The sequence below is a fragment of the Bordetella trematum genome (assembly GCF_900078335.1).
GTDB lineage: Bacteria > Pseudomonadota > Gammaproteobacteria > Burkholderiales > Burkholderiaceae_B > Bordetella > Bordetella trematum.
In genome coordinates this window covers 25682-52595 of record NZ_FKBR01000035.1, presented here as the reverse complement: position 1 = coordinate 52595, position 26914 = coordinate 25682, and the positions used below count along the sequence as shown (strand labels likewise).

The window sequence follows — 26914 nt, the reverse complement described above, 5'->3', positions numbered from 1 at the left end:
TTGCCTAAGGCTTTATCTAATTCAATTTACAAACGCGGATGGTTGCATTCCTGTTTTACAACACAACCGCTCACGCTTACACCAGAAAACAGTGATGCCACAAATTCCTGAGCCAGTCTTGCTATGGACATGTCCATGGAATCGCCGCTCTTCTGAGCATCATTGCGCCAAATAACATAATGCGAATTCCCTGGCACATCACCCAAGGTTCTGTACACCTTGGGCATGACGGGGACGTGATCACCAAAAATACAAAGACTCGCAGGTCGAGCGTTCCCGCTCAGGTGCTTGCGCAGCATGTCAAACATAGCGTCGGCGTTACGAATATGGCGGGCATAGGCAACCAGATCTGCACAACCCGCCGGCATTGGTCCCGTCAATACATCGTTGACAGCCTCCGCCGCCACCGCTTCCAGATGCAACGGCCCATGGTTCTCCATGGTGATGACATGCACGTACAAAGGACGTGGGTCGCTGCGTACGGACAACATACGAATCACATACTCAGCCAAGGCCTTATCGCCGACATAGGCTCCTACCTTCTCCGCCTGCCCGAAAGCCCGTAGGTCGATGAATTCATCAAAGCCTAATTTAGGCAGGACCTTATCGCGACGGTAAAAGCTAGCGAAATAGGGATGGATACAAACCGTACGATAACCGAGCTTTCGCAGATGCGAAGCCAGCGTAGGCACGCCCCGGCCTGCCAGTCGGCGATAAGGGTTATAGCGATGCACGCCTAGTTTCTCGGGGTCGATGCCTGACAGAAAGGCAAACTCCGTACGCACCGTATTGGCGCCGCGTGCCGCGACATGCAATGCGCCGTGCGCCACGGCCTCGTTGCACAGGGTATCGAATCCTTCCAGAACGTCCTCCCGGACAATGCCGTAAGCACTCCGGACATCAAAGAAGGACTCACTCTGGATACTGATCAGATCCGGCAACTGATCGCCTGGCACAGTCGGCACATGCAAACCGGCAAAGGGAGCTTGCTGCAGCAATGCATCCAGGGGCGCCCGTTCGGCGTTGGCATAGACCCACAGCGCGGCCACAAAGCCCAGCCGCCGCAAATCCTGATCCGCGTCGAACGTCGCATGCAGCCGCCTCCCCCCTATTACGCTGCAGGCCAGGCCGGCCAGCGCGAGCAAGGCCAGGCAGCTGAATAACAGTGCGCCATCCGGCCCACCCGGCAGCGCAGTGACTGCAGACTCCAACACCAGCCCACCCCACAACGCCACACCATACCCCCCCGCGCAAACCAGCGCCTTACCCCAGCCAAAGAACGGCAAGTACAGGCGCGGATGCTTGATGGCATCGGTAAAGTATTCAAAATCAGGGTAGACAAAGGGCTCCTGCAGGGCTTCGTACTTGGCCCGGCTGACGAGCACCAGCAACAGTTCGATGGCCAGCACATTGGCGATCGCAAAGTACGGTCGCTGAAACAGCGCCATCTCCAGGGCGAAGGCCAGCGTCCACACGCCTACATGGGTCAGATTGGCTGCTGCGCCGCGCCGCCACGGCGCTTGCGGGCGCGGCAGGAGCAACGCTTCCAGCGCCCAGCTGGCTAGCAGGCCGATCAGATAGGCAGGCAACAGAGGAAGCCAGAACGCCTCAAGCGCCATAGCCCATCCTGCGCAGGATCCAGCCCGATACGGCGGGATGAATGATGGACAGCAGGAAAGTCCCCAGATTCAAGGGGAAGGGAAAGCTGATGCGCGCCTTGTTGGCACGCAAGCCGCGCCGGATCACACGGGCGGCCTTGTCCGCGCTCCAGAGAAAGGGTTTGGGGCCGGGCATGTCGAAGCACATCTGCGACTCGACGTAGCCAGGCATGATCACGTTGACGCGCACGCCTTGTGCGGCCAGGTTATCGCGCATGGCTTCCCCATACGCCTTCACGGCCGCCTTGCTGGCGCTGTAACTGGGCGTCTCCGGCAACCCGCGCCAGGCAGCCAGCGAGCTGACCAGCGCAATCTGGCCATGGCCCCGCTCGCGCATGCCGGGCAAGACGCCATGCACCGTCGCAAACACCGCGCGCACATTGACGTCCAGCAGACGCAGCACATCGTCCCAGGGCTCTCCCGCACTGTCCGGGCCGATATTGATATTGACGCCCGCGTTGGCAATCACCAGATCCGGCGCTTCTTGCCTGCAGATTGCCTGCAGCCACTGCGTCAAGGCATCCAGGTCACGCACATCCAGCCGCTGCGTCAGCACGCGCGCGCCCAGCCCTGCGCAATCGGCTGCGACGGCCCGCAAGCGAGGCTCATCGCGACCCTGCAGAATCAAGGTAGGCGTGCCGGCCTGCGCATACTCGCGCGCCAGGGCGGCCCCTATGCCGCCGGTGGCGCCGGTGATAAGTACGCACGCAGGAACATCCCGCTGCGTACCATGCGAATTGCTCATGGCCGTCTCTCGTCAGTTACTCACGCCTTGGCGGAACAGGCCAGAAAACGCTTGACCACCCCCAGTCCCCCGCCCGCACACCAGCGACACACCGCCGCACCGCGCGAACTGGCTGAATTTGATGGGGAAATTTCCTATCTTGGACACGGTAATGACGGGGAATGGTCGGAGATGAAATACAGTCATTTTCCCTATAAAACCATATTTTTCTTATTGAGTTATAGGCCAGTTAGCTGTAGATCGTGGATTGTAATGCAGCACTCAGGGCAGTCATATACAAGTTTTATAGTTTGCAACAAGATGAAACCCGAACACCCTCTTCCCTGACGGCAGAAAAATCAGCCCCAAGCAAGTATCACAAAGCGATATTCGTCTGATATACAACGCGTATTATCCCAACTCCCCTATCCGACCGTCTCCCCCAAATATGGGGATGCCCCCTGGTCGAAATTGATTTGTTGCAATTGCACAATCCCCTGCCCCGGTCCTGACGCAAAGCCCGGCCAAAAGCAAAAACGCCGCCTGGGTAAGAGGCGGCGTTTGAAATTGCTTACAACGAAAGACGGTTTGTGCGCTGCAGTATTTTCTGTGTCACAAACTTGTGGCAAGCCTCACAGGCTTGACCGGAATACGGTTGGTGGGTCGTGCGCGACTCGAACGCGCGACCAACGGATTAAAAGTCCGCTGCTCTACCGACTGAGCTAACGACCCGACCGAAGCAAAAGATTATGGCCGAATTCTACTGGTTTGTCAAAACAAATCTTGGCTTGCCGGCAGCCCCCTGCGGGCCCTACCAGGCTGCAAGAATGGCGCCCTTGTACTTGTCCAGGATGAACTGCTTGACCGCCTGGCTGTGATAGGCGTCGATCAGGGCCTTGATGCGCGGGTTGTCCCGATCCGCGCCGCGCACGACCAGCACATTGGCATAGGGCGAGTCAGCGGCCTCCTGGGCAATCGCATCGCGTGCCGGATCCAGGCCCGCCTCCAGGGCGAAGTTGGTATTGACTGCCGAGGCGTCGGTGTCATCCAGCGAACGCGGCAACTGGGCGGCGTCCAGCTCGATGAAACGCAGCTTGCGCGGGTTCTCGATCACGTCGATAGGCGTGGCCTTCAATCCGGCCTCGGGACGCAATTTGATCAGGCCCTGCTCTTGCAACAGCAACAGCGCCCGCCCGCCATTGGTCGGGTCGTTGGGGATGCCGATACGCGCGCCTTCGGGCAGCGCATCCAGCGTCTTGACCTTCTTGCTGTAGATACCGATAGGGAAGATCACCGTCTTGGCCACGCTGACCAGGCCGTAGTTGCGATCCGCGTTGGCGTTGTCCAGATAAGGCTGATGCTGATAGCTGTTGGCGTCCAGGTCGCCCGAGGCCAGCGCCACATTGGGCTGCACGTAGTCGGTGAACTCGATGATCTGCAGCGGCAGCCCCTGCTTGGCCGCCTCGGCTCTGACGACTTCCAGGATCTGAGCGTGGGGGCCTGCGGTCACGCCGATCTTGAGCGGGCGCTCCTGCGCCAGCGCAGGCTGGATCAGGGCGGCGCCCAGTGCGAAAGCGGCCAGGGATTTCAGAAACGGGATACTCATGCGAGGGGCTCCGGAATACGGGTGCAGAACAGACAGGGATGAATCAACGATGCGACATGCGGCGCACCAGCCAGTCGCCCAGACTCTGGACGGCCTGCACCAGCGCGATCAGCACCAGCACCACCGCCAGCATCACTTCAGGCAGAAAGCGCTGATAGCCATAACGAATGCCCAGATCACCCAGACCGCCGCCGCCGATCGCGCCGGCCATGGCGGAATAGCCGATCAGGCTGACGATGGTGACGATGGTCGCGGCCACCAGGCCCGGCAGGGCTTCGGGCAGCAGCACCTTGCAGATGATCTGCAGCGGGCTGGCGCCCATGGCGCGTGCCGCCGTGATCAGGCCGGGATCCACCTCACGCATGGCATTCTCGGCGATGCGCGCCATGAACGGAATCGCAGCGACCGACAGCGGCACGATGGCCGCGGCCGTACCGATGGAGGTCTGGGCGACCCAGCGGGTGAACGGGATGATGGCCACCATCAGGATGACGAATGGCACCGACCGGGTGGCGTTGATGATCACCCCCAGCACATGGTTGACGGCCAGGTTCTGCAGCATGGCGCCGCGCGCGGTCACAATGAGGATGACCCCCAGCGGGATGCCGATGATGACGGCGATGCCGCCCGCCACGCCCACCATCGCCAATGTCTCGAGCAGCGAGGTCCAGAGCAGGTCAATCATTTGCGGGCTCATGCGCATTCTTCCACGTTGATGTTGTCCCGGGCCAGGACGGCCAGCGCCTGCTGCACGGCCGATGCCGCGCCTTGCGCCAGTACGAATACCGTGCCCACCGCGACGCCCTGGATGTCATCCACGCGCGCCTGGATCAGGCTGATGTCCAGCGCATGCTCGCGCGCCAGGTCGGAAATCAGGGAGCCGCCGGCGTCCTTGCCGGTCAGCGACAGGCGCCACAGGCGCACCACCCGCTCGGGATGGCTGCGACTCAGCCCGGCGATGCGCTCGCGCACCGCGGCCAGCGTGCCTTCCGACAGCTCCGAGGCCGTCGCCGCCGACACCATGGCGCGTGTCACGTCATGCTGCGGCGAGGCGAACACATCCTGGGTACGCCCCACCTCCACCACCTGCCCATGCGATAGCACGGCGACGCGATCGCAGATCTCGCGCACCACTTCCATCTGGTGGGTGATCATGACCACGGTGACGCCGGTTTTGCGGTTAATGTCGCGCAGCAGCCCGAGGATGTTGTGCGTGGTCTCGGGATCCAGGGCCGAAGTCGCCTCGTCGCTGAGCAGCACGTCCGGGTCGTTGGCCAGCGCCCGCGCGATCCCCACGCGCTGCTTCTGCCCCCCGGAAATCTGGCTGGGGTAGCGATCGCGCAGATGCTCCAGGCCCACCAGCGCGAGCAAACGCTCGACCTTCGCCGGGATGTCCTGGCTCGCCACGCCGGCGATCTCCAGCGGCAGCGCCACGTTGCCATAGACCGTGCGGCGCGACAGCAGGTTGAACCCCTGGAAAACCATGCCGATGCGGCGGCGCTGGCCGCGCAGCTGGGCCTCCGACAGGCCGGTCAGAACCTGGTCGCCGATGCGGATGCTGCCCTGGTCCGGGCGCTCGAGCAGGTTGATGCACTGGACCAGCGTGCTCTTGCCTGCGCCGCTGGGTCCAATGATGCCGAAGACCTCGCCCTGCTCGATCTGCAGGTCGATGCCCCGCAAGGCCTCGAAGCGGCCATGTGGCGTGGCGTAGGTCTTGGATAGATTTTGTATATGAATCATGGCGTGTGATTTTGTATTGCCGCCATTCTCAAGAGAACGACAGTTTTGTCCGTTCTTAATAACTATTAGCTATATAAACGGCCTTGACCCGATGCGCATGCCGTCTGGCACACGAACCGGGTCAAGAGGAAACACTTTCCGAAGGCCGGCGCGCAAGGCGCCGGCAGACATCAACGGGCGCGCGAGATACGCACCTCGGCACCGCGCCGCTTCACCTCGAGCCCTTCGGAGGGCAGGATGCGCAGCCCTTCCAGGCCCTTGATGTAGCTGGAGCCCTGCATCTGCATGACGCGGATTTTATTGCGCATGACCACCGGGTTGTGCACCGGCATGCCAAACATCCAGACTTCGTCGAGGATGCGCGCCGAATTGAATTCGCCGGTGTGCTGGGCAGTGGGGCCCAGACACAGCATGTGGCCTTCGCGCCCGAACACCGGGAATTGCTCCAGGCTGCAATCCAGCGTCCAGGTCGTGCCGCCCTCGTAGCGATGGCCGGTGTTCAGATCCCACCAGGCGTCGCCTTCCGGCAGATAGACCTGTGCCTGTCCGCCCGGACGCAGGATAGGCGCAACCAGCAGGGCCGGGCCGAGCAGGTATTGCAGATCCCAACGGTGCGCCTCGGGGTCGTTCGGAAAGGACATCGCCATCGAGCGCTGCACCGGCAAGCCGCTGCGGGCCGCATCCTCGATGGCCCCCAGCACGTAGGGAATCAGCCGGTAGCGCCATTGCATCCAGGTGCGCACCTGAGCCAGCGTCTCTTCGCCCATGTCCCAGGGCAGCAGCCCCGCCACGCCCTGGAAACTGAAGTTGGCCGAAAACACATTGGCAGTCAGCCAGCGCACATAAAGCTCCGGCGTCAGGCCCGCCCCACCGTCGGGCGAACCCAAGGTATGCATCTGAACGGGCACGCCGCTGGCGCCGATGGAAAGCGCCGTGCGCAGGCTGTGCTCCAGCCCGGCCCAGTCATTGCTGACACGCGGGCCGGTCTGCCACGGCAGCCTTTGCGCGGCCGGGAACAGGTCACTGCTGGGCACCACGCCTTCGGGCGGTACCTTGTGGCCAGCCACGGCGTCATAGAGCGCGCGCCGCGCCAGCAGAGGGTACATGGTGCGCAACGCCGGGCCGCTGTCGCCGCTGCGCCCGCTCACGTCATCGGGAATGGCAATCTGCGCATTGCAGGCCGGCGTATCCAGGCCGTCGTCCAGCAGCTGACGATGGCGCTCGACCCACAGGTTGTATGCGTCGCGGTAGGTCAGATCCAGCAGGCCGTAGGGCTGCCCCTGCGTGGCCTCGTTGCCATCGAAGGTCTGTGCACTGCCATCGTCGCGCATGAGCAACCAGCCCCGGTCTTCGAGTTCTTCGAAGAGCGGGGTATGGCGCAGCACCGCCGGAAAGCCATAGCCGGCAACGTGCACATGCGACTGATGAAACAGGGCCAGCGTCTGGCGCGCGTCCGGAAAACGTGCGGCATCCCATTCCAGCACCGGCTTGTCGGCCTGGAACGCCCAGGCGCACGGCAGGGAAAGGGACACGGCATCCAGGGGCACCTGATGGCTGCGAAAGGCCTCGACCAGGGCCGCCGTCTCGGAAGGCATCTGGCCTGCGGCCTGCTGCAACCAGGTCCCCATGGCCCAGAGCACCGGTTGGCCGGCGCGACCGGTCAGCGCGGAGTACTGGTTCAGGATTTCCCCCGGCTCGCCCGCAAACAGGAACAGGTCGAGCACCGTATCGTCGAGCGTCAGCACATAGCTGGCGTCATCCGGGGCCACGCCAACGCTGTGCTCGACGCGGCGCATGGTATTGACGTAGATGCCCCAGCCGCGCGGGCTCCATGCCAGCGGCAGGGCACGGTGCTCCGGATCATCCGAGACGACGGACTCCTCGCGGCGATTCAAGTCTCCCGGGGTTTCTCCCAGCCCATAGACCGGCTCGCCGTCGCGCAAAGCGAAAGCGGCCGTCCAGACGGCGTCCCCGGGCGTATCCAGCCCCACATGCCCGAACGGCGGGTTGTGCGGCGACAACGCCGACACAAGCACCTCGTCTTCGCCGCGGCGCAGCACCAGGCGCAAGGGGTCGGTACGCAATTCCAGGCTGACATCGCCCTGCGTGATCCCCCAGCCGTCAGCCGTATCGAACGGAGCGAGCGTAGCTTCGCCTACCGCCTCCTGTCGGGCCAACAACATTTCCGCGGTCGCACGCGCGCGTGCGCTGGGACGATCATCGGTCAGCTGACTCGCCTCGCCACAGCGCAGCCGGAATACTCCGGGGGCATGGGCCTCGACCACCAGATGCAGGCCATCGCCTGCGTCAAAGTCGATACGGCTGGGGCGGGATGTCAGCAGCTCGATCGTATCGAGCGGATTAGTATGAACAAAGTCGTACTTCGGCGGCACAGAGCATCCCCCGGCTTTAGCCAAAAACCAATAAAAGTCGTTATTTTGACGGATTTGGCCCCCGAAATAAACTCGGTCCCTGTTTTAACCTTGGCAACAGGCCCCGGGAAGGCGCCGACATCCGCCCGGAAAAGCACGTAATGGGCAGACCCACTTTACGCCTGGATGGCTTTTTCAGGGGCCGTCCCGTCGCAAATTCTCATTAATACCGGCTATTTTTCTCGAAATAGCCACATTTACAAAAACCTCAGCGCGGCGCAATCGCGGCGAGCAAATCCGTTTCCAGCGGCAGCGGCTCACCGCAAAGTTGCGCCGCGATGACATCTCCGAGCAACGCCGACCAGGTCAATCCGCGCGACCCATAGCCACTGGCCAGCCACACGCCGGGCGCGTGCGGTAGCGCGCCGGCCACCGGCAACCGCCCCGCCACCACCGCACGCCAACCGGCCCAGCCGGCCCAGCCGCCGGCGGGAATGTCCGGCGCCCAGCCCAGCAAGCCGGCCGCTTTCTCTCGATTGACGGCCTGCCCCTGCACGCTGATGCCGCAGGTCAGCGCGCCGGGAACATAGGTGCTGCCCGCCACGCATAAACCATCCAGCGCCGGCAGCAGATACCCTTCGCCCCCGATCACGCAGCGCGGGCCGCCGTGAAAGGCGGCAGCCGGCACGTGGCAGACCTCACCGGCCAGGCCATGCATGTTTGTCATCTGAGGCAGGGGCCCAAGCAGCTCGCTGCTTCGCAGCACGGATTGCGCGCCGATGGCGTTGGCCAGAACCACATGGCGAGCCCGAGCCACGGTGTGCCCGTCAGCGCCCAGCAGCGACCACCCCTGACCCTCGGGCGCCAGCCGCTCGACCCGCGCGGTCCTGCGGCTGATGCCGGGATGATCCAGCAGGCGATCGATCAGGGCCTGAGGACGCACCAGCAAGCCGTCGGCAAAATAGAGTCCGCCGCGCGGTAAAGGCAGCCCGGCCAGCTCCCTTGCCTCGTCCGGCTCCACCCACCGCACCCATTGCTGCGGCAGCGCCAACATCTCCAGCGTCTCGGCCAATGCGGCCTGCCGGCCGCTGTCGCGCTCAAGCTGCAAGGTACCCACCCGCTGGACGGCCGCCATTCCCTGCCATCGCCGCAAGGCCCGCTGGCTGCCTGCCCGCACCAGCCGTGCCCGGCTATTGTCATCCCGGGCCAGCAAAGGCGTGAGCGCCGCAGCCAGATGTCCCGCGTGCGCCGACGACTCTTCTGCGACCACCTGCACCGGCACACCGCGCAAGGCCAGCGCATGGGCTATGCCCGCCCCCGCCAGACCGGCCCCCACCACAACGACCGGCTCCGCGGGCCAGTCCGGCGGCACGGGCGCATGCTTGCCGGCCCAGGCGGCGCGCCGCCCCACCGTCATATGCTGCTTGCCCTGGAACCCCGGCACGCGTTCGACGTCAAAGCCGCCGGCCTGCAGCGCGCGCCGCACGTACCCGGCGCTGCACCAGGTAGCCAGGGTGGCCTGGGCATGCCCCATCCGCAGCAAGCGGCGCAGCAAGGCCGGCTCCCACATGGCCGGATTCACCTTGGGCGCAAAACCATCCAGGAAAAAAGCGTCCACACAGGCTGACACTCGCGCCACCAGGCGAGCGATGTCGCCGAAAGCCAGCGTCAGCGTGACCGCGCCCCCGTCGAACTCCAGTCGATGCAAGCCCGGCAGGGCCTGTGGCCATTGAGCCGCCAGCGTCCGAGCCAGCCCCCGCAAAGGCGCTGGCACCTGGGTCTCGCACAATCGGCGATAGTCTTCCTGGCTGAACGGATGCCCCTCGATCGACAGCATGTGCAGCCGGCGGCTGCGGGCCGGATCTTCGCGCCAGGCGCGCCACAGGGCGAGAAAATTGGTACCCAGCCCGAACCCGGTCTCACAGACCGTGAAGCTGTCGCGCCCCTGCCAGCGCTGCGGCAGACCATTGCCCTGCAGAAAAACCTGCTCGGCCTGCCCCAGGGCATCCTTGGGGCCGTTGTAGAGATCGCCGTACTGGCGGTTGAACAGACGCCCTGCGTCATCGATTTCGGCCCGCGCCGGACTCAGGGGAAGATAGCTTGAAGACATGACAGTGAAACACCGCAAGGCCGCGCGCAGCGCGACGGAATCATCGATACGTTGGCCCGAAGCCACGCCCGAATATTAAATTGTCGTGAAACACCGGGCTGCGCGCGGCCGGGGCTTACACTCGATTCATGCAACGTTCAGAGACTTCCCCCAACAAGGCGGCGCTGGACCTTGGCGCGGCCATCGATATCGCCGTGTGCGCCGCCCATGCCGGCGCGGCCATCCTCCAATCGTACGCGCACCACCGCAACGACCTGGTGATCGACCACAAGGCGCGCAATGACCTGGTCTCCCAGGCCGACCGCGAGGCCGAAGCCGCCATCCTCGACATTCTGCGCGAACGCAGCCCGGCCTATGGCATCGTGGCCGAAGAAACCGGCGGCGCCCCCGAAGGGCTAGCCACCTGGTACATCGACCCGCTGGACGGCACCACCAATTTCCTTAGCGGCATCCCCCACTACGCGGTATCGATCGCGCTGGTGGCCCACGCAGGCACCCGCGTCAACGCCGATACGCTGCTGGAGCAGGACACGCCGGTCGTTGGCGTGGTCTACGACCCCAATCGTGAAGAACTGTTCGCCGGTCTTCACGGCGTGGGCGCCTGGCTCAATGGCCGGCGCATTCACTGCTCGCGCACCGCGCAGCTGGCTGATGCCGTTCTGGCCACCGGCCTGCCCTTTCGCGACTTCTCCTTTGCCGACGAGTTCATGCCCACGCTGGATGCGGCGCTGCGCCAATCCCGAGGCGTACGACGCATGGGCGCGGCGGCCCTGGATCTGGCCTGGACCGCCTGCGGCCGCTACGACGGCTACTGGGAAATGGGCCTGGCCCCCTGGGACGTCGCTGCCGGGACGGTGATCCTGCGCGAAGCCGGCGGCGTCTGCGAAGACATGGATCGCATCCAGCCCTGGCCGATCAGCGGCCGGCTGGTTTCGGGCAATCCGGCCGTCTGCAGCGCGCTGCACGGCATGATCGCCCCGCACCTGAAGCCACGCGCCTGAGACAGCCCGCCTGCCGGCCTCACCCGGCAGGCGGGCTGCTCACCGTGGCATCGCGCAATTCGCGGCGCAGGATCTTGCCCACATTGCTCTTGGGCAGCTCCTGGCGGAACTCGATGACGCGAGGACGCTTGTAGTTGGTCAGCCGCTCATGGCACCAGGCCTGGATGTCGGCCTCGGTCAGGGCCGGGTCGCGCTTGACCACATAAGCGCGCACCATCTCGCCGGAACGCTCGTCGGGCACGCCCACGACCGCGCACTCCAGCACGCCGGGATGCGCGGCGATCACGGCCTCCACCTCATTGGGATAGACCTTGAACCCGGACACCGCGATCATGTCTTTCTTGCGATCGACGATGCGGGTGTAGCCCTTCTCATCCATGATGCCGATATCGCCGGTCAGGAAGAAGCCATCGGCCGTCATGGACTGCCGTGTCTCGTCGGGCCGGTGCCAATAGCCCAGCATCACCTGCGGCCCGCGTACCGCCACCTCGCCGCGCTCGCCCAGCGGCACCTCCTGGCCGGCATCATCCAGAATGGCGATATCGGTCGAGGGTACCGGCAGCCCGATGGCGCCAGAGTAGGCCGCCGAATTCGTCGGGTTCACGGCCGCCACCGGCGAGGTCTCCGACAGACCATAGCCCTCGATCAGAGGGTGGCCGGTCACTTTCAGCCAGCGCTCGGCCACGGAAGGCTGCACGGCCATTCCGCCCCCCAGCGTCAGGCGCAGCCCCTCGAAGGGCAGGGTCGCGAAATCGGGGTTGACCACCAAGGCATTGAACAGCGTGTTGACCCCCGGGAACACATTGACCGGCACCCGCCGCCAGGCGGAGATCAGCGACTTGGTGTCGCGCGGATTGATGATGAGCAGGTTGCGCATGCCGGCATACATCCCGAACAACCCGCAGACCGTCAGGGCAAAGACGTGATACAGCGGCAAGGCGCTCAGGATGGTGTGCTGCGGCCCGCTCAGGTCGCCCAGCACGGGCCGCGCGACCGCGGCCACCTGCAGCACATTGGCGACCAGGTTGCGATGCGACAGCATCGCCCCCTTCGGCACGCCGGTGGTGCCGCCCGTGTACTGCAGCATGGCCAGATCATCCATGCTGAGCTCGACCGGCGTGAAGCCGGCGCGTTCGCCATCGCGCAGCGCCTGCGGCAATGAAACCGCGCCGGGCAGCCTCCAGGCAGGCACCAGCCGCTTGACGTGCCGCGCCACGAAGTTGACCACCGGCGCCTTCAGGCCGCCCAGCAGGTCGCCGGGGCCCACGACCACGATATGGCGCAGCTCAGGGCAGCCGCTGACGGCCTGCAGGGTGGCCGCGAAGTTCTCCAGGATGACGATGGCCTGAGCACCGCTGTCGGACAGCTGGCGCTGCAGTTCTTCGGGCTTATAGAGCGGATTGACGTTGACCACTACCATGCCGGCACGCAGCGTGCCCAACATCGCGACCAGATAGGCGGGCACGTTGGGCATCATCAGCGCCACGCGTGCGCCCGCCTTCAGGCCTCGGGCCTGGAGCCAGCCTGCGAAGGCCCCCGCCCACGCATCCAGCTGCCCATAGCGGATATCGCTGCCCATGGCAGTGCAGGCGATGCGGTCGGCATGCTGCCTGCAGGCTCGGTCCAGCAAGTCGGCCAACGAGGTGTAGCCATCGGTGGATATCTCGGCGGGCACGTCCTGCGGATACTGCGCAAGCCAGGGTCGCTGCATGGGGTTGGCCTCCATATATGTAAGCATTTTTCGATTGATGATACCCTTCAACCGTCCCTGCTCCTACCTGGAGAACACCCATGAAGCTGCTCGAACCCATCCTCACCTGGCATGACGAAATCGCAGCCATGCGACGCGACATCCACGCGCACCCCGAACTCGCCTTCGAAGAGTTCCGCACCGCCGACCTGGTGGCCGCGCGCCTGCAGGAATGGGGCATCGACGTCGACCGCGGGCTGGGCGGCACAGGCGTGGTGGGGATCATCCGCGGCAACCTTCCCGGCGCCTCGGCAGTCGGCCTGCGCGCCGACATGGACGCGCTGCCCATGCAAGAGGTCAACACCTTCGAGCACGCCAGCCGCCATGAGGGCAAGATGCATGCCTGCGGGCATGATGGCCATACCGCCATGCTGCTGGGCGCGGCCCGCTATCTGGCGCAACACCGCGACTTCGCCGGCACTGTCTACGTGATCTTCCAGCCTGCCGAAGAAGGCGGCGGCGGCGCCAAGCGCATGATCGACGACGGCCTGTTCGAGCGCTTTCCCATGGAGGCGGTGTTCGGCATGCACAACTGGCCGGGCATGGCCGCCGGCCAGTTCGGCGTCACCCCGGGCCCCATCATGGCCTCGGCCAGCGAATTCGTGATCCGCATCACCGGCAAGGGCACCCATGCCGGCATGCCTCATCTGGGCACGGACCCGGTCATGACGGCCGTGCAGATGGCGCAGAGCATGCAGACCATCATCACGCGCAACCGCGCGCCCCTGGAGGCCGCGGTGCTCTCGATCACGCAGATCCATACCGGCAGCGCCGACAACGTGGTGCCCAACGATGCCGAAATGCGCGGCACGGTACGCACCTTCACGCTCGAAACGCTCGACCTCATCGAACGGCGCATGGAAGAAATCGCCCGCCACACGGCCGCGGCCATGAACTGCGAGGTCGAGTTCGAGTTCGTGCGCAACTACCCGCCCACCATCAACCATCCCGCCGAGACCGCCTTCGCCATTGAGGTGATGCGCGATATCGTCGGGCCGGAGAATGTGTTCGACCAGGTCACCCCGACCATGGGCGCCGAAGACTTCGCCTTCATGCTGCAGGCGCTGCCCGGCTGCTACGTCTGGATCGGCAATGGCATGGGAGAGCACCGCGACGCCGGCCACGGCATGGGCCCCTGCATGCTGCATAACGGCAGCTACGACTTCAACGACACCTTGCTGCCACTGGGCGCCACCTACTGGAGCCAGCTGGCCCTGCGCTGGCTGGCACGCTCCGCTCAGGCCGCCTGACAGGCCTCCAGGAAACGGCGCGCCGCGCGCGAGCAGGCCTGGGCATGCGGCACCAGGATACTCAGCGTGCGGGTCAGCGCCTGCGGCGCCAGCCGCAAGGCCGCCAGGCTGCCGTCCTCATGGCGCATCGACATCATCGACACAAACCCGACCCCCAGGCCGGCCCGCACGGCCTGCTTCACGCCCTCCACGCCGGCCAGTTCCAGGCTGGCGGTCACCGGCAGGCCGGCCTGCTCGAAAGCCTGCTCGACCAGGCGCCTCACCCCTGACCCCGGCTCGCGCATCACCAGCGGCAGCGCCGACAACGCTGCCAGGCTGGCCGAATCCGCACGCGCCAGCGCATGGTCGGCGCGCACGATGGCCACCACCTCGTCACGCCGCCAGGCGTGCACTTCGGTATCGGCCGGCAGTCCCGCCGGCACCTCCCCTTCGATGAAGGCCAGATCCAGGGTGGCCAGGCGCTCGACGATCTGGCGGCTGTTGCCATCCGACAGATGCAGGCTCACCGACGGATGGGCCATCCGGAAACGCGCCACGATGGCCGGGAGCAGATAGCTGGCCGGCGTGGTGCTGCCGCCCAGTCGCAGCGAGCCCGTCTCCAGCCCGCGCCAGGCATCCCGCATGGCGCGCGCCTGGCTGTATACCTGCCGCAGTTGCCTGGCATGCACCGCCAGCCGCTCGCCGGCCTCGGTCAGGGCAATACCGTGACCGCTGCGCCGGTACAACGGTTCGCCGAACCACTCCTGCAGCAGCCGCAGCTGCCCCGACAGAGCCGGCTGCGACAGATTCAATTGCTGCGCGGCGCGGCTGATGTTGCCCAGGTCCGCAACGCAGGCAAAGCTCAATAACTGGTCAGGCGTCATGACGACAAACTCCTGGTTCAGAGTCGATATCCAATTTCCTGATATTACATATCAAAAATAAAGATTTTTCAGATAGTTGTGGCCGCCGTAATATTTCCCCAGGTTATTTACACATCTCTCTGGTATTTCGTATGTCTACCGCAGCTCTCCCCGCCTCCACGCCCTGGCGTGACAAACTCAATGGTGTCCTGTTCGTCGCTTTGATGGCCGGCGCCGTGGTGCAACTCGCCAACCTGCCCGCCATCCGCGATCTCGGTTTCTCGCCGCTGGTCGTCGGCATTGTCTGCGGCATGCTGTATGGCAACTTCCTGCGCGGCACGATGCCGGCGGACTGGGGAGTCGGCGTCAACTTCACCGCGCGCCGCCTGCTGCGCATCGCGGTGGCCTTCTATGGCCTCAACATCAGCATCCAGCAGATCATCGAAGTCGGGCTGCCGGGTCTGGCGGTGTCCGTCGCCGTGGTGGTCGGCACGCTGCTGATCGGCACCGTTGCCGGCCAGCGCCTGCTCGGCCTGGACCGCGACACGGCCATGCTGACGGCCGCCGGCAGCGCCATCTGCGGCGCGGCCGCCGTGCTGGCCTTCGAGCCGACCTTGCGCGCCGCCCCGCACAAAAGCGCTGTGGCCGTGGCCACGGTGGTGCTGTTCGGCACGCTGTCGATGTTCCTCTATCCCGTGGCCTACCACGCCGGCTGGCTGCCGCTGGATACGCAGGCGCTGGGTATCTATATCGGCGGCACGGTGCACGAGGTCGCCCAGGTGGTAGGCGCTGCCAGCAACATCGACCCGGCCACCACCGAAGTCGCCACCATCGTCAAGATGACCCGCGTCGCCCTGCTGGTGCCGGTGCTGCTGGTGCTGGGCCTGTGGCTGCGCAGCCGCTCCAGCCAGGAAGGCGCCCGGGGCAGCCAACGCCTGCCCATCCCGTGGTTTGCCGTCGGCTTCCTGGTGCTGGCCATCATCAACTCGATTGACATCCTGCCGGCCGATCTGATCGCCGCCATCCGCCGCCTGGACATCTTCCTGCTGACCATGGCCATGACGGCCCTGGGCATCGAAACCCGCTTCGCACAGATCCGCAAGGCCGGTCCGCGCGTGATGGCGCTGGGCCTGATCCTGTACATCTGGCTGGTGGTGGGTGGCTACGGCATCGTCAAACTGGCGACCTGATTTCCCCGCCATTTCCAGGGTTGCCGCCACGCGGCAGCCCTGGTCGCATTTTTCCTGCATAATCGGCTGGGTCCCAAACTGGAACCGGCCATGACCACCAAAGCTTCCCTTCCCTCCCTGCCCGCCGGCCGCGAACCCGTGCTGCGCGTGATGCCGATGCCTTCGGATGCCAACATCCACGGCGACGTTTTCGGCGGCTGGATCATGTCGCAGGTCGATATCGCAGGCTCGATCCCGGCGGCCCGCCGCGCGGCCGGACGGGTCGCCACCGTGGCGGTCAACGCCTTCCAGTTCAAACAGCCGGTCTTCGTCGGCGACCTGCTCAGCTTCTACGCCAGCATCTCGCGAACCGGCACGACTTCCGTGACGGTCGAAGTGGAGGTCTATGCTCAGCGCCAGCGCCTGGACGCCGAGGTGGTCAAGGTCACCGATGCGACGCTTACCTACGTGGCGACCGACGAAGCGCGCCGCAGCCGCCCACTGCCCACCCTCTGAGCCGTAACGCATGACCAACCCCGCCGACGCGCCCAAGCCTGTGTCCAGCCCCCGCCGCCTGGATCCCGAAGACGCTCAGCATGCGCTCGAAGAGGTGCAGGAATGCCTGCGCCGCCAGCAACTGGTGCAGGATCTGGTGCATCGCCAGGAACAGGGCGATCGCAAGGCCGTCCTGGTCGAAGACCTGGTACATCGCCAGCATCAGGCCGAGATCCAGACGCTCATCAATCGCCTGCATCCGGCCGATATCGCCTTCATCCTGGAGTCCCTGCCCAAGGATGAACGCCAGGAGGTCTGGCGCCTGGTCAGCCCCGAGCATGATGCCGATGTGCTGCTCGAGGTCGAGGACTGGGTGCGCGAGTCGCTCATCGAAGCGATGGACCGCCAGGATCTGGTTGCCGCAACCGGCAACATGGATGCCGACGAACTGGCCGACCTGGCGCCCGACCTGCCCCCCGACGTGGTGGCCGAAGTCCAGAAGGGCCTGACCGAAGAAGAGCGCGCCCAGCTGCTCGAGGCCATGGGCTATCCCGAGGACAGCGTCGGCGCCATCATGGACTTCGAGATGGTTCGCGTGCGCGAAGACGTCTCGCTGGAAGTCGTGCTGCGCTATCTGCGCCGGCTGCACGAACTGCCTGACCACACCGACCAGATCTTCGTGGTCGACCGCCAGGACAAGCTGCAAGGCGCGCTGCCCATCTCCGTGCTGCTGGTCAGCGAGCCCGAAACCGAAGTGAGCGCGGTGATGAACACCGATTACCTCACGCTCGGCCCGCTGGACTCCGACGCCGACGCAGCCAGCGCCTTCGAGCGCTATGACCTGGTGTCCGCCCCCGTGACCGACGATCAGGGCCGCCTGATCGGCCGCGTCACGATTGCCGACGTGGTCGACGTGATTCGCGAAGACTCGCAAGAGCAGGATCTCTCGCGCGCGGGTCTGCAGGAAGAAGACATTTTTGCCCCCGTGGCCATGGCGCTGCGCAACCGGGCGCCCTGGCTGCTGTTCAACCTCTGTACCGCCGCCACGGCATCTTTCGTGGCCTCCCGCTTTGAAGGCACGGTCAGCCACATCGTGATCCTGGCCTTCCTGATGTCCATCGTTGCCGGCATCGGCGGCAACTCCGGCAACCAGACCATGACCATGATCATCCGCGCCCTCGCCGTCGGACGTATCACCGGCAAGAACATCTGGCAGCTCGTCAAGCGGGAAATGCTGGTAACCTTTCTGGTTGGCCTTTGCGGCAGCCTCGTGGCGGCCGCTTTCGCCTGGGCAATTTCGGATTCGCTATCGATCGCGCTCGTCATGATGGCGGCCATGATCTGCAACATGCTGGTGGGTGCAGGCGTGGGCGTACTGGTGCCGATGGTTCGTGCGCGCTTCGGCAAGGATCCGGCCATTGGCTCTTCGGTGCTGCTGACCTTCGCCACGGATTCGCTGGGCTTTTTCATTTTCCTGGGCCTGGCGACCATTTTCCTTATCTAGTGGTCAGCGATCCGTTGATATCCGCCCCTCGCCCGGGGCACCGAACCCCCTATCAACATCGTGTTCCATTGTCTGAAACGCTTTCTCGCCATTGCGCTTCTCGTTTTTCCCGGTCTGGCCCTGGCCTGCGATGGCTGGCCCTCCTGGGCCCAGTCAGCCTGTAATCGACTGGATCAGATCTGGACGGAAGGGGGAGACGACCTGTACGTTTCCGGCTATGCCTGGCATAACCGTTCCATGTACAGCGCCAAGAAGATCCGTTCGTTCAACGAGCGCGCCTGGGGCGGCGGCTGGGGCCGCAGCCTCTACGACGAGGACGGCGACTGGCAGGGCCTGTATGCCATGGCCTTTCTGGACTCGCACAGCAAGGTGCAGCCCATTGCCGGCTATGGCTTTCTGAAGATCGGCAAGCTCAGCGAGAATCTGCGTCTGGGCGCCGGCTACACCGTCTTCATGACGGCCCGCCATGACATCATCAGCTACATCCCCTTTCCCGGCATCCTGCCCCTGGTAGGCGCCGGCTACAAGGACGCGATGCTGTACGCCACCTATATCCCGGGCGGCCGCGGCAATGGCAACGTTCTGTTCATGTTCGGGCGCTGGCACTTCTGAAAGCGCTGCCGGCTCAGCCTTGCGCCTGAACCAGCCGGCGCACCAGATCGCGCAGCCGGTCATCATGGATGCCGTTATCGCGCAGCGCCTGCTCGGTCTGCAGCACGTAGTCCAGGCAAGGCCCTGAGTGGCCCACCGCCTGGCGCACGACGCTGAGCAGGTGCTCTTCGGCCAGCCCCTGCGCATAATCGCCGCAACGCCGGTTGAGCAGGAACACCAGACTGCGCACAGGCTCATGCTGCCGCGAATGGCAATCCAGCCAACGCGGCACATAGGCCCCGCGCGCCATTTCGCGCAGCCACAACATCTGGAAGGTGGCCGGCACCTCGCTGGCAGCCACACGATAGGCCACGCCCCGGCAACAGCCGCCGCGGTCCAGGCCGAACACCAGCCCGGGCCGCTCCGGCGACCCCCGGTGGTCCTGCGACCACAGGCACAACGAACGGTGGTAGCCACGCACGGTGGCCAGACGGCGCTCCTGCCAGGGAAAATTGGGCCGCCAGATCAGGGAACCGTAGGCGAAAACCCATAAATCATCATTGCCGTCCCAATCGGCAAGCAGTTCGTCAACCGAGGCAGGGCCGGTAGCAACGACTGCGGGAGAAAACGTCATGGTGGGAACTGCGGAAACGAGGCAAAAGGGTGCCGATATGCTAATCCTTTGCGCGCGCAAAAACATGCCGGCTTGAACAATGTGGATCCAGGGCAACGGGAATGCCGATCCGCCAGGCCCCGTCCGGGCGAAAAAAAATGCTCCCTGCCCCGCTACTGGCCTGGCAGCGGCAATTGGGTGGTGCTCTTGATGACTTCCATCGAGAAACTGGCGCTGACGTCCAGCAGATCCACTGCGCCGATCAGGCGCCGGTAGAAGCGATCATAGGCCGCCATGTCTTCGACCACCACCTTCAGCAGGTAATCGATATCGCCCGCCATGCGGTGAAACTCGACCACATTGGGCAGAGCCGTCACCGCATCGATGAGGTTCTGCGTCCATTTGACGTTGTGCTGGCTGGTCTTGATCGACACGAACACCGTCAGCTTCAGGCCCAGCGCCAGCGGATCCAGCAATACCGCATTGCGGGCGATGACGCCATCGTCCTTGAGCTTCTGGATGCGCCGCCAGCAAGGCGTCACCGACAGATTGACCTGCTCGGCGATCTCCGCCACCGAGCGGGTCGCATCCTGCTGCAACAGACTCAGGATCTTGAGATCGGTATGGTCCACGGCACTCCTCGAACGTTCAGGCTTAAACAGCAAAAGCGGGCGGCACGCCAGCCCGGCGAACCCCAAGCATGCAGGATAGACGCGCGCGGGTCGAGCCCCTCCTCCCGCATGCTCCCTCAACCCGGTACAGGCGCTGCCTCATCGAGCGCCAGGATCATCTCCGACTGCGTCAGCGACGTGCGCTCCCAGGCCGTCGCACGCAGGAAGCCGTCGGCCAGCGTGTCGGGAAGAATGGCCGGAATCACCCAGCTGCGACCGGGGAAGTGCCCCAGCAGATCGCGCATGAAACGACGGCCCAGGCCTTGGCGACGGCGCGCCGGATCCACGGCAAAGGCAACCAGCCGCAACACCGGCGCGATCGGATCCACCACCGCCACGGCGGCCCCATCCCTTGACTCGAAGCCCAGCAGCGGCGACGCCACGCCAGCCAGGCACAGCGGCGAGGCCTGCCAGGTCATGTCGGCCGGATACGCCCGCAGACAACGTTCGATCAAGGTTTGCACCGGCGCGACCTGGATTCGCCCTCCTGGCCCGGCCCCGTCATGCCGGTAGCCCACCAGACGACGACGGGCGACGAACCCGGCCTTGTCGTAGACCGCGCGCGCAGCGGCGTTGCCATCGATGACTTCCAACGACAGGCACCGATCGCCGCGTTCGCACGCCTGCTCTCGCGCCCTTTGCAGCGCCCAGGCGGCCAGACCCCGCCCCCGGAAGGCCGGCACGACGCCCAGGGCCGCAATGCGGCTGTCGCGCCCACGCCGGGCGACCAGGAGGATGCCGGCCGGCTCGTCCCCATCGAACAACTGCTGGCTGGCCTGCAGGTCGATATGCTCGGCCAGCACCCGCCGCAAGAGACCTGCCGCCTCGAACTGGACCGGCACCAGATAGCCGGCGTAAGCCTGATCCATCAAGCCGGCCATGGCCTGGACGGACAGGCCGCTCAGGGACGCGCAACGCCAGTCGCCCATGGCAACAAGGGGAGCCACGACGGTCAATTGTCCAGATTGATCTGGTTGGCCTTGATGAAGGAGTCCCAGCGCTTGAACTCGTCCTTCGTATAGGCGTCGGCCGATGCGCCATCGCTGCCCACCACCTCGAAGCCGGCATCATTCAGCTTGCGCTTGACGTCCTCGTTCTTGAGCACGGCCATGAAGGCCCGCTCCAGCTCTCCGATCACCGGCTTGGGCGTACCGGCGGGTGCGAAGATGCCGCTCCAGGAATACGCCACCATCCCCGGCAGCCCCGACTCCGCCAGCGTGGGCACGTCCGGCAGCTCGGGCAGGCGCTGCTCGCCGGCCACCGCCAGCGGCTTGATCTTGCCGGCCTGGATCTGTCCGCGCAGCGCGGCAAAGCTGAGCCAGGTCATATCGGCCTGGCCACCCACCACGGCCTGCACCGCCGGACCGGCCCCGCCATAAGGCACATGCAGCAGGCTCACGCCGCCGCGCTGCTTGAACTCTTCGGGCGCCAGGTGATTGAGCGAACCCACACCGGTGGAAGCATAGTTGTAGGTATCGGCCGGCTGCTTGCGCGCCGCCTCGATAAACTGAGCCAGATTGTCACCAGGCACCTTCGGGTTGGCGCCGACCACCAGCGGGAAACGAACCGTATGGGCCACCCCGACCAGATCCTTGAAGGTGTCGTAGGGCAAGGTCGAACGCACCGCCGGATTGATGGCGTGATTGTCGAAACTCACCAGCAAGGTATTGCCATCCGGCTCGGCTCGCGCCACATGATTGGTGGCGATCTGGCTGGCCGCGCCCGGGCGGTTTTCAACCACGACCGGCCTGCCACCCAGCTCTTTGGAAAGCTGGGGCTGCATGATGCGCGCCAGGATATCGGTGCTGCCGCCCGGCGGATAGGGCACCACCAGCAACAGCGGCCGGTTCTGGTTCTGGGGCGCGGCCACCGCCGCCGTCATGCCGGCGCCCACCGCCATCAGGGCGCACAAACCCGCCATCATCTGCTTGAGCTTCATTTCTGCTTCCTAAAAGTATCGTTCAGCGAAGCGCGTCCAACGCGCAGCCGCCCGGCTCGACAAACCCGGGCCGCACGGCAATTGCGGCGCGAAACGACTGCCTGTCAGCATGCCACAACGAGAAAAGGCAGATGCTCCAATCTGCATACTATGCTGCATGCAGATCGGCAGGCACTCGGGGTTTGCCCGCAAGCGCCCTCGCCGTCGGGCAATGGAAAAGCGCCCTCACGGGCGCTTTTCATGGAACAAGACCGCCGACGGCTCAGGCCACGATCGTCAAGGGCCGCGCCTGTCCGTCCTGGTAGCCCAGCGTCAAGCCCGCCAAGCGGGGCTGGGGTACGTCCGCCATGCCGACCACGATGGAAAGGTTCGCCAGCGCCAGCGCCCAGCCCTCTGCGCAGCGCTGCGCAGGCAGATCGATGACGCGCGCCAGGCATTGCGCCACGGCCTGCGGATCACTGGCCTGGATATCGATGCGGCTCAGGCGCCGGGCGCCGTTGGGATGCGCCATCAGAGAGGGCATCCAGACGCATTCGGGTGTCAGGTGCTGACAGAAGTACATCCGGAACCCGGCAAGCGGCTGTTCGGCGAAACGCAGGGTATCGAAACGCGCCTGCACCTCACGGCCATCGAGCAGCGCCGGCCGCGACAGCGCCTGCACCGGATTGACCGCAAAGCCCTCTGCCTTCAGGCGGTCATGGGTGGCCTGTGCGTCATGGCTGCGAAACACCAGGGCCTCCAGACCGAACGGCGAATCCGCAATTTCCTTGCGCGCCGGTGGCGCACCCGGCGGCCAGCCCAGCAGCTCCACATAGCTGTCCTGCAGCACCATCAGGCGGTTGCACGAGCCCAGATTGTGCATGGCGGTATCGCTCAGGCGAAACCCCTCGGCCTCGTACACCGGCGCGACCGCCTGAAGACGGTCGCGCACCATGACCACGGCATGGTCGAACTCGGGCAGCCCGGCCATCAGGTCAGCTTGCCGTGGCACTGCTTGTACTTCTTGCCGCTGCCGCACGGGCAGGGGTCGTTGCGCCCGACCTTGGGCACCACGTTGCGCGTGGGCTCCTGGCCGCCCGAGGCGGCCTCCTGCGGCACTTCATCGGCGTGGTGATACTGCACATTCTGGACGTGCGGCTGGGCGGCTTCGGCCTCGGCCTGTTCGACCTGCTCGGCCGACTGCACCCGCACGGTCATCAGCACACGCACCACGTCGTCGCGGATCCGATCCAGCATGCCCGAGAACAGCTGGAAAGCTTCACGCTTGTATTCCTGCTTGGGATTCTTCTGGGCGTAACCGCGCAGATGAATGCCCTGACGCAGGTAATCGAGCGCCGACAGGTGCTCACGCCAATGGGTGTCGATGGACTGCAGCATGATCGAGCGCTCGAACTGCGACCACGATTCCTGGCCCACCAGCGCGATCTTGCCGTCATAGACCTCGCGCGCCGCCTGCAGGACGCGCTCCAGCAGATCCTCGTCGGTCAGGTTGGGCTCGGCCTCAAGCATGTCCACCAGCGGCAGATGCAGTTGCCAGTCGCTCAGCAAGGCCTGCTGCAGGCCCGGGATGTCCCATTGCTCTTCGACCGACTCGGCAGGAACGTAATTGCGGAACAGCTCCGCGGCAGCCGCATCACGCAGATTGTTGACCGATTCGCTGATGGAGTTGGCCTCCAGCACGTCATTGCGCTGCGCGTACAGCACCTTGCGCTGGTCATTGGCGACGTCGTCATACTCGAGCAATTGCTTGCGGATATCGAAGTTGCGCCCTTCGACCTTGCGCTGCGCGGTTTCGATCGAGCGCGTGACCATGCCGGCCTCGATCGGCTCGCCTTCGGGCAGCTTCAGGCGCTCCATGATGGCGCGTACCCGCTCGCCGGCGAAGATCCGCATCAGCGGATCTTCCAGCGACAGGTAGAAGCGCGAGGAGCCCGGGTCACCCTGACGGCCGGCACGGCCGCGCAGCTGGTTGTCGATACGACGGGACTCGTGGCGCTCGGTGCCGATGATGCGCAACCCGCCTGCCGCCTTGACCTGCTCGTTCAGGGGCTTCCATTCGGCACGCACCTGCTCCACGCGCGCCTCCTTTTCGGCTTCGCTCAGGCTCTCATCGGCACGGATCAGGTCGATCTGTTTTTCCACGCTGCCGCCCAGCACGATGTCCGTGCCACGGCCGGCCATGTTGGTGGCGATGGTGATGTGCCCGGGCTTGCCGGCCTCGGCCACGATCTCGGCTTCGCGCGCGTGCTGCTTGGCGTTGAGCACTTCGTGCGGCAGCTTGGCCTGACGCAGCAGGCCCGACAGCAGCTCCGAGTTCTCGATGCTGGTGGTGCCCACCAGCACCGGCTGGCCTCGCTGGTGACAATCGCGGATGTCATTCAGGATCGCGTTGAACTTCTCGGCATCCGTCTTGAATACCTGGTCGTTCTGATCCTTGCGCTGCATGGGCTTGTTGGTCGGGATGATGACCGTCTCCAGGGTGTAGATTTCCTGGAATTCGTAGGCCTCGGTATCGGCCGTACCCGTCATCCCCGCAAGCTTGTCATACATGCGGAAGTAGTTCTGGAAGGTGATCGACGCCAGCGTCTGGTTCTCGTGCTGGATCTTCACGCCTTCCTTGGCCTCGACGGCCTGGTGCAGGCCGTCGGACCAACGGCGACCCACCATGAGGCGGCCGGTAAATTCGTCAACGATCACCACCTCGCCGTTCTGCACCACATACTGCTGGTCGCGGAAGAACAGCGTATGGGCGCGCAACGACACCATCAGGTGGTGCATCAGCGCGATATGGCGCGGATCGTAGAGCGACTCCCCTTCGGGCAGCAGCCCCACGTGCGAGAGGATTTTCTCGGCGCTTTCATGGCCCGACTCCGACAGGTGCACCTGCTGGCTTTTTTCGTCGACCCAGTAGTCGCCCTCGGGTTCCGGCTCGTGCGGCTTGGGCTCGCTGGCCATGCGCTTGAGCAACGGCGGCACCGCATTCATGCGCACATACAGCTCGGTATGGTCTTCGGCCTGGCCGGAGATGATGAGCGGGGTGCGCGCCTCGTCGATCAGGATCGAGTCCACTTCGTCGACGATGGCATAGGACAAGGGACGCTGACGGCGATCCTCGACCCGGTACTCCATGTTGTCGCGCAGGTAGTCGAAACCGAACTCGTTGTTGGTGCCGTAGGTGATGTCGGCGCGATAGGCGGCGATCTTCTCATCATTGGGCTGCTGCGGCACCACCACGCCGGTGCTCATGCCCAGGAAACGATACAGACGTCCCATCCAGTCGGCGTCGCGACGGGCCAGGTAGTCGTTGACCGTCACCACGTGCACGCCCTTGCCGGACAGCGCATTGAGATACACCGGCAGGGTCGCCATGAGGGTCTTGCCCTCGCCGGTACGCATTTCGGCGATCTTGCCGCCGTGCAGCGCGATCCCGCCCAGCATCTGCACATCGAAGTGACGCATGCCGAACACCCGCTTGCCGGCCTCGCGCACCACGGCGAAGGCTTCGGGCAGCAGATCGTCCAGGGAAGCGCCCTTGGCGAGACGGTCTCGGAATTCCTGCGTCTTGGCCTGCAGCGCCTCATCTGAGAGAGCGGAAATCTGCGGCTCGAGATTGTTGATCTGATTGACCTGCTTGCGGTACTGCTTGAGCACCCGGTCGTTACGGCTACCGATGAGTTTTTTGAGCAGAGAGACCATGCGTGTCGTTGGCGGCAACTGGGCGCAACCACGCGCGTACTTCCGCGCGACGGCGACGTCCCGGCCGTTATTTTCTATGTCTGGTTAAGCGGCAGCGGCCGCCAGGAAACAATCCAGTTTAACGCACTGGCGCGCAATATTCCGCCCGGAGGGCGGCCGATTGCGTCAGGGGGCGGCGGGGGTGGCAGCGCCCCTGCCAAGCTCGGCTTGCGCCACGGTCGTGGCGGCCGGGTTCTGCTCGCCCAGAAACAGACGCGGGTCCAGTGGCTGGCCCGCCAGACGCACCTCGAAATGCAGGTGCGGGCCGGTGGAACGGCCCGAAGAGCCGACCTGGGCGATCTCCTGGCCACGCTCGACCACCTCGCCCGCCTTCACCAGCAGGCGCGAGGCATGGGCGTAGCGGGTGATCAGGCCGTTGCCGTGGTCGATCTCGACCGTATTGCCATAGCCCGACTGGACGTTGGCCAGCAACACCACGCCGCCGGAAGCCGCCCGGATGGGCGTGCCGCGCGGCGCGGCGAAATCCAGCCCTTCATGCATGGCGTAGCGCCCGGTCACCGGGTTGCGCCGCCAACCATAGGAGGAGCTGAGATAGGGATAATCGCTGATGGGCATGGCGGTCGGCACGCGCGCCTGATCGGCCGACTGGCTGGTCAGGGCGGCGTCGAGCCACTTGAAATTGTCTGCCTGCTGGGCCAGGCGCACCTGCAGATCGTCGAGCTGGCGCCCCAGGGCCTCGGCCGACGCCGGCGTGGGCGGCTGGCGATCCGTAAACAGGTCGTCCATCACATGGGTGGCTTCATCCAGAGTGGCGTGCACCGCCACATCGGAATCCGTATAGTTCAGCCCGGCAATCTGCGCCACCCGGCGCCCCAATCCGTCTATGCTGGCCAGACGCGCCTGCATGGTGCCGACCTTGGTGGCCAGCATGTTGACGTTCTCGCGCAGGAAGTCGGCATCATTGGCCGCCTGCGAACGGGCATACGACGGCCAGTCGACCGAATACGGCGATGCGCCGCCTGCGAACAGCAGCCGCTGCATGCCCGCGCCGAACACGGCAGCGGCCACCAGCGCCAGGCTCATGAGCAAGGCCAGACGTCCACCGCCCAGGGTGAAGTGTCTGTCTTGCCCCTGCCGGGCATGCATAATCACTACCTTCAAGGTTGCATCCTATTATATTGAC

General features: G+C 64.9%; 22 protein-coding genes and 1 tRNA gene. 6 read left to right on the top strand and 17 right to left on the bottom strand.

Annotated elements, in window-relative coordinates; genetic code table 11:
* Positions 1 to 26 precede the first annotated feature (26 nt).
* From A7V84_RS15045 to mnmC, 8 genes are all read right to left on the bottom strand, one after another.
* Positions 27 to 1619 carry an LTA synthase family protein gene (locus tag A7V84_RS15045; RefSeq protein WP_082832931.1) on the bottom strand — a complete coding sequence of 531 codons (1593 nt, stop codon included), beginning with the start codon at positions 1617 to 1619 and terminating at the stop codon, positions 27 to 29.
* Positions 1609 to 2403: an SDR family NAD(P)-dependent oxidoreductase gene (locus tag A7V84_RS15040; RefSeq protein ID WP_063491526.1), complete on the bottom strand. Its 795-nt coding sequence runs from the start codon at positions 2401 to 2403 to the stop codon at positions 1609 to 1611. The genes A7V84_RS15045 and A7V84_RS15040 overlap by 11 nt, the downstream gene beginning before the upstream one ends.
* Positions 2404 to 3038: 635 nt before the next feature.
* Positions 3039 to 3114 (bottom strand) — tRNA-Lys (locus A7V84_RS15035).
* Between the two features lie 79 nt (positions 3115 to 3193).
* The gene (locus A7V84_RS15030) at positions 3194 to 3988 is read right to left on the bottom strand and encodes a MetQ/NlpA family ABC transporter substrate-binding protein (RefSeq protein WP_025517149.1); all 795 of its coding nucleotides are present in this window, start codon (positions 3986 to 3988) and stop codon (positions 3194 to 3196) included.
* A gap of 43 nt (positions 3989 to 4031) precedes the next feature.
* Positions 4032 to 4685 carry a methionine ABC transporter permease gene (locus A7V84_RS15025; protein ID WP_025517151.1) on the bottom strand — a complete coding sequence of 218 codons (654 nt, stop codon included), beginning with the start codon at positions 4683 to 4685 and terminating at the stop codon, positions 4032 to 4034.
* Positions 4682 to 5728 carry a methionine ABC transporter ATP-binding protein gene (locus tag A7V84_RS15020; protein ID WP_063491527.1) on the bottom strand — a complete coding sequence of 349 codons (1047 nt, stop codon included), beginning with the start codon at positions 5726 to 5728 and terminating at the stop codon, positions 4682 to 4684. Before A7V84_RS15020 ends, A7V84_RS15025 begins: the two co-directional genes overlap by 4 nt.
* A gap of 170 nt (positions 5729 to 5898) precedes the next feature.
* Positions 5899 to 8121, bottom strand: a complete 2223-nt coding sequence (locus A7V84_RS15015) for a glycoside hydrolase family 31 protein (protein ID WP_025517153.1) — start codon at positions 8119 to 8121, stop codon at positions 5899 to 5901.
* A 247-nt stretch (positions 8122 to 8368) separates the two neighbouring features.
* Positions 8369 to 10210 (bottom strand): bifunctional tRNA (5-methylaminomethyl-2-thiouridine)(34)-methyltransferase MnmC2/FAD-dependent 5-carboxymethylaminomethyl-2-thiouridine(34) oxidoreductase MnmC1, encoded by a 1842-nt coding sequence (gene mnmC, locus A7V84_RS15010; protein WP_063940016.1) that lies wholly within the window; start codon positions 10208 to 10210, stop codon positions 8369 to 8371.
* A 128-nt stretch (positions 10211 to 10338) separates the two neighbouring features.
* Between mnmC and A7V84_RS15005 the strand changes: the two genes are divergently transcribed.
* The gene (locus tag A7V84_RS15005; protein WP_025517155.1) at positions 10339 to 11211 is read left to right on the top strand and encodes an inositol monophosphatase family protein; all 873 of its coding nucleotides are present in this window, start codon (positions 10339 to 10341) and stop codon (positions 11209 to 11211) included.
* Positions 11212 to 11230: 19 nt separating this feature from the next.
* On the opposite strand, the gene A7V84_RS15000 is transcribed toward A7V84_RS15005, so the two are convergent.
* Positions 11231 to 12922: an AMP-binding protein gene (locus A7V84_RS15000; protein WP_170283326.1), complete on the bottom strand. Its 1692-nt coding sequence runs from the start codon at positions 12920 to 12922 to the stop codon at positions 11231 to 11233.
* Between the two features lie 80 nt (positions 12923 to 13002).
* Here A7V84_RS15000 and A7V84_RS14995 point away from each other — a divergent pair, with 80 nt between their 5' ends.
* Positions 13003 to 14211: a M20 aminoacylase family protein gene (locus tag A7V84_RS14995; RefSeq protein ID WP_025517159.1), complete on the top strand. Its 1209-nt coding sequence runs from the start codon at positions 13003 to 13005 to the stop codon at positions 14209 to 14211.
* Here the strand turns inward: A7V84_RS14995 and A7V84_RS14990 are convergent.
* A complete protein-coding gene (locus tag A7V84_RS14990; protein WP_025517160.1) occupies positions 14199 to 15074 on the bottom strand; it encodes a LysR family transcriptional regulator in 876 nt (291 codons plus the stop codon). The two genes, A7V84_RS14995 and A7V84_RS14990, sit on opposite strands and share 13 nt — an antisense overlap.
* A gap of 131 nt (positions 15075 to 15205) precedes the next feature.
* On the opposite strand from A7V84_RS14990, the gene A7V84_RS14985 reads away from it, so the two are divergent.
* The 4 genes from A7V84_RS14985 (at position 15206) to pagP (ending at position 18833) form a co-directional block, all read left to right on the top strand.
* Positions 15206 to 16243 (top strand): YeiH family protein, encoded by a 1038-nt coding sequence (locus A7V84_RS14985; RefSeq protein ID WP_063491528.1) that lies wholly within the window; start codon positions 15206 to 15208, stop codon positions 16241 to 16243.
* 90 nt (positions 16244 to 16333) lie between these two features.
* A complete protein-coding gene (locus A7V84_RS14980) occupies positions 16334 to 16738 on the top strand; it encodes an acyl-CoA thioesterase (RefSeq protein WP_025517162.1) in 405 nt (134 codons plus the stop codon).
* Between the two features lie 10 nt (positions 16739 to 16748).
* Positions 16749 to 18221 (top strand): magnesium transporter, encoded by a 1473-nt coding sequence (gene mgtE / locus A7V84_RS14975; RefSeq protein WP_025517163.1) that lies wholly within the window; start codon positions 16749 to 16751, stop codon positions 18219 to 18221.
* A gap of 60 nt (positions 18222 to 18281) precedes the next feature.
* Complete coding sequence (gene pagP, locus A7V84_RS14970) at positions 18282 to 18833, top strand: lipid IV(A) palmitoyltransferase PagP (protein ID WP_412778663.1); 552 nt, start codon at positions 18282 to 18284, stop codon at positions 18831 to 18833.
* Positions 18834 to 18846: 13 nt separating this feature from the next.
* Here pagP and A7V84_RS14965 read toward each other — a convergent pair whose 3' ends face one another.
* The 7 genes from A7V84_RS14965 to A7V84_RS14935 all read right to left on the bottom strand — a co-directional run bounded on the left by A7V84_RS14965 (position 18847) and on the right by A7V84_RS14935 (position 26877).
* Complete coding sequence (locus tag A7V84_RS14965; RefSeq protein ID WP_025517166.1) at positions 18847 to 19446, bottom strand: gamma-glutamylcyclotransferase; 600 nt, start codon at positions 19444 to 19446, stop codon at positions 18847 to 18849.
* A gap of 152 nt (positions 19447 to 19598) precedes the next feature.
* On the bottom strand, positions 19599 to 20057 hold the full coding sequence (locus A7V84_RS14960) for an Lrp/AsnC family transcriptional regulator (protein ID WP_025517167.1): 459 nt from the start codon (positions 20055 to 20057) through the stop codon (positions 19599 to 19601).
* Between the two features lie 116 nt (positions 20058 to 20173).
* A complete protein-coding gene (locus tag A7V84_RS14955) occupies positions 20174 to 21043 on the bottom strand; it encodes a GNAT family N-acetyltransferase (RefSeq protein ID WP_127070891.1) in 870 nt (289 codons plus the stop codon).
* A 5-nt stretch (positions 21044 to 21048) separates the two neighbouring features.
* Positions 21049 to 22035 carry a tripartite tricarboxylate transporter substrate binding protein gene (locus A7V84_RS14950; protein ID WP_063491531.1) on the bottom strand — a complete coding sequence of 329 codons (987 nt, stop codon included), beginning with the start codon at positions 22033 to 22035 and terminating at the stop codon, positions 21049 to 21051.
* Positions 22036 to 22297: 262 nt separating this feature from the next.
* A complete protein-coding gene (locus A7V84_RS14945) occupies positions 22298 to 23005 on the bottom strand; it encodes a VOC family protein (protein ID WP_038855084.1) in 708 nt (235 codons plus the stop codon).
* The gene (secA, locus tag A7V84_RS14940; RefSeq protein WP_025517173.1) at positions 23005 to 25731 is read right to left on the bottom strand and encodes a preprotein translocase subunit SecA; all 2727 of its coding nucleotides are present in this window, start codon (positions 25729 to 25731) and stop codon (positions 23005 to 23007) included. The genes A7V84_RS14945 and secA overlap by 1 nt, the downstream gene beginning before the upstream one ends.
* Before the next feature lie 165 nt (positions 25732 to 25896).
* Entirely contained in the window at positions 25897 to 26877 is a 981-nt protein-coding gene (locus A7V84_RS14935) for a M23 family metallopeptidase (RefSeq protein ID WP_025517175.1), read from the bottom strand.
* Positions 26878 to 26914 lie beyond the last annotated feature (37 nt).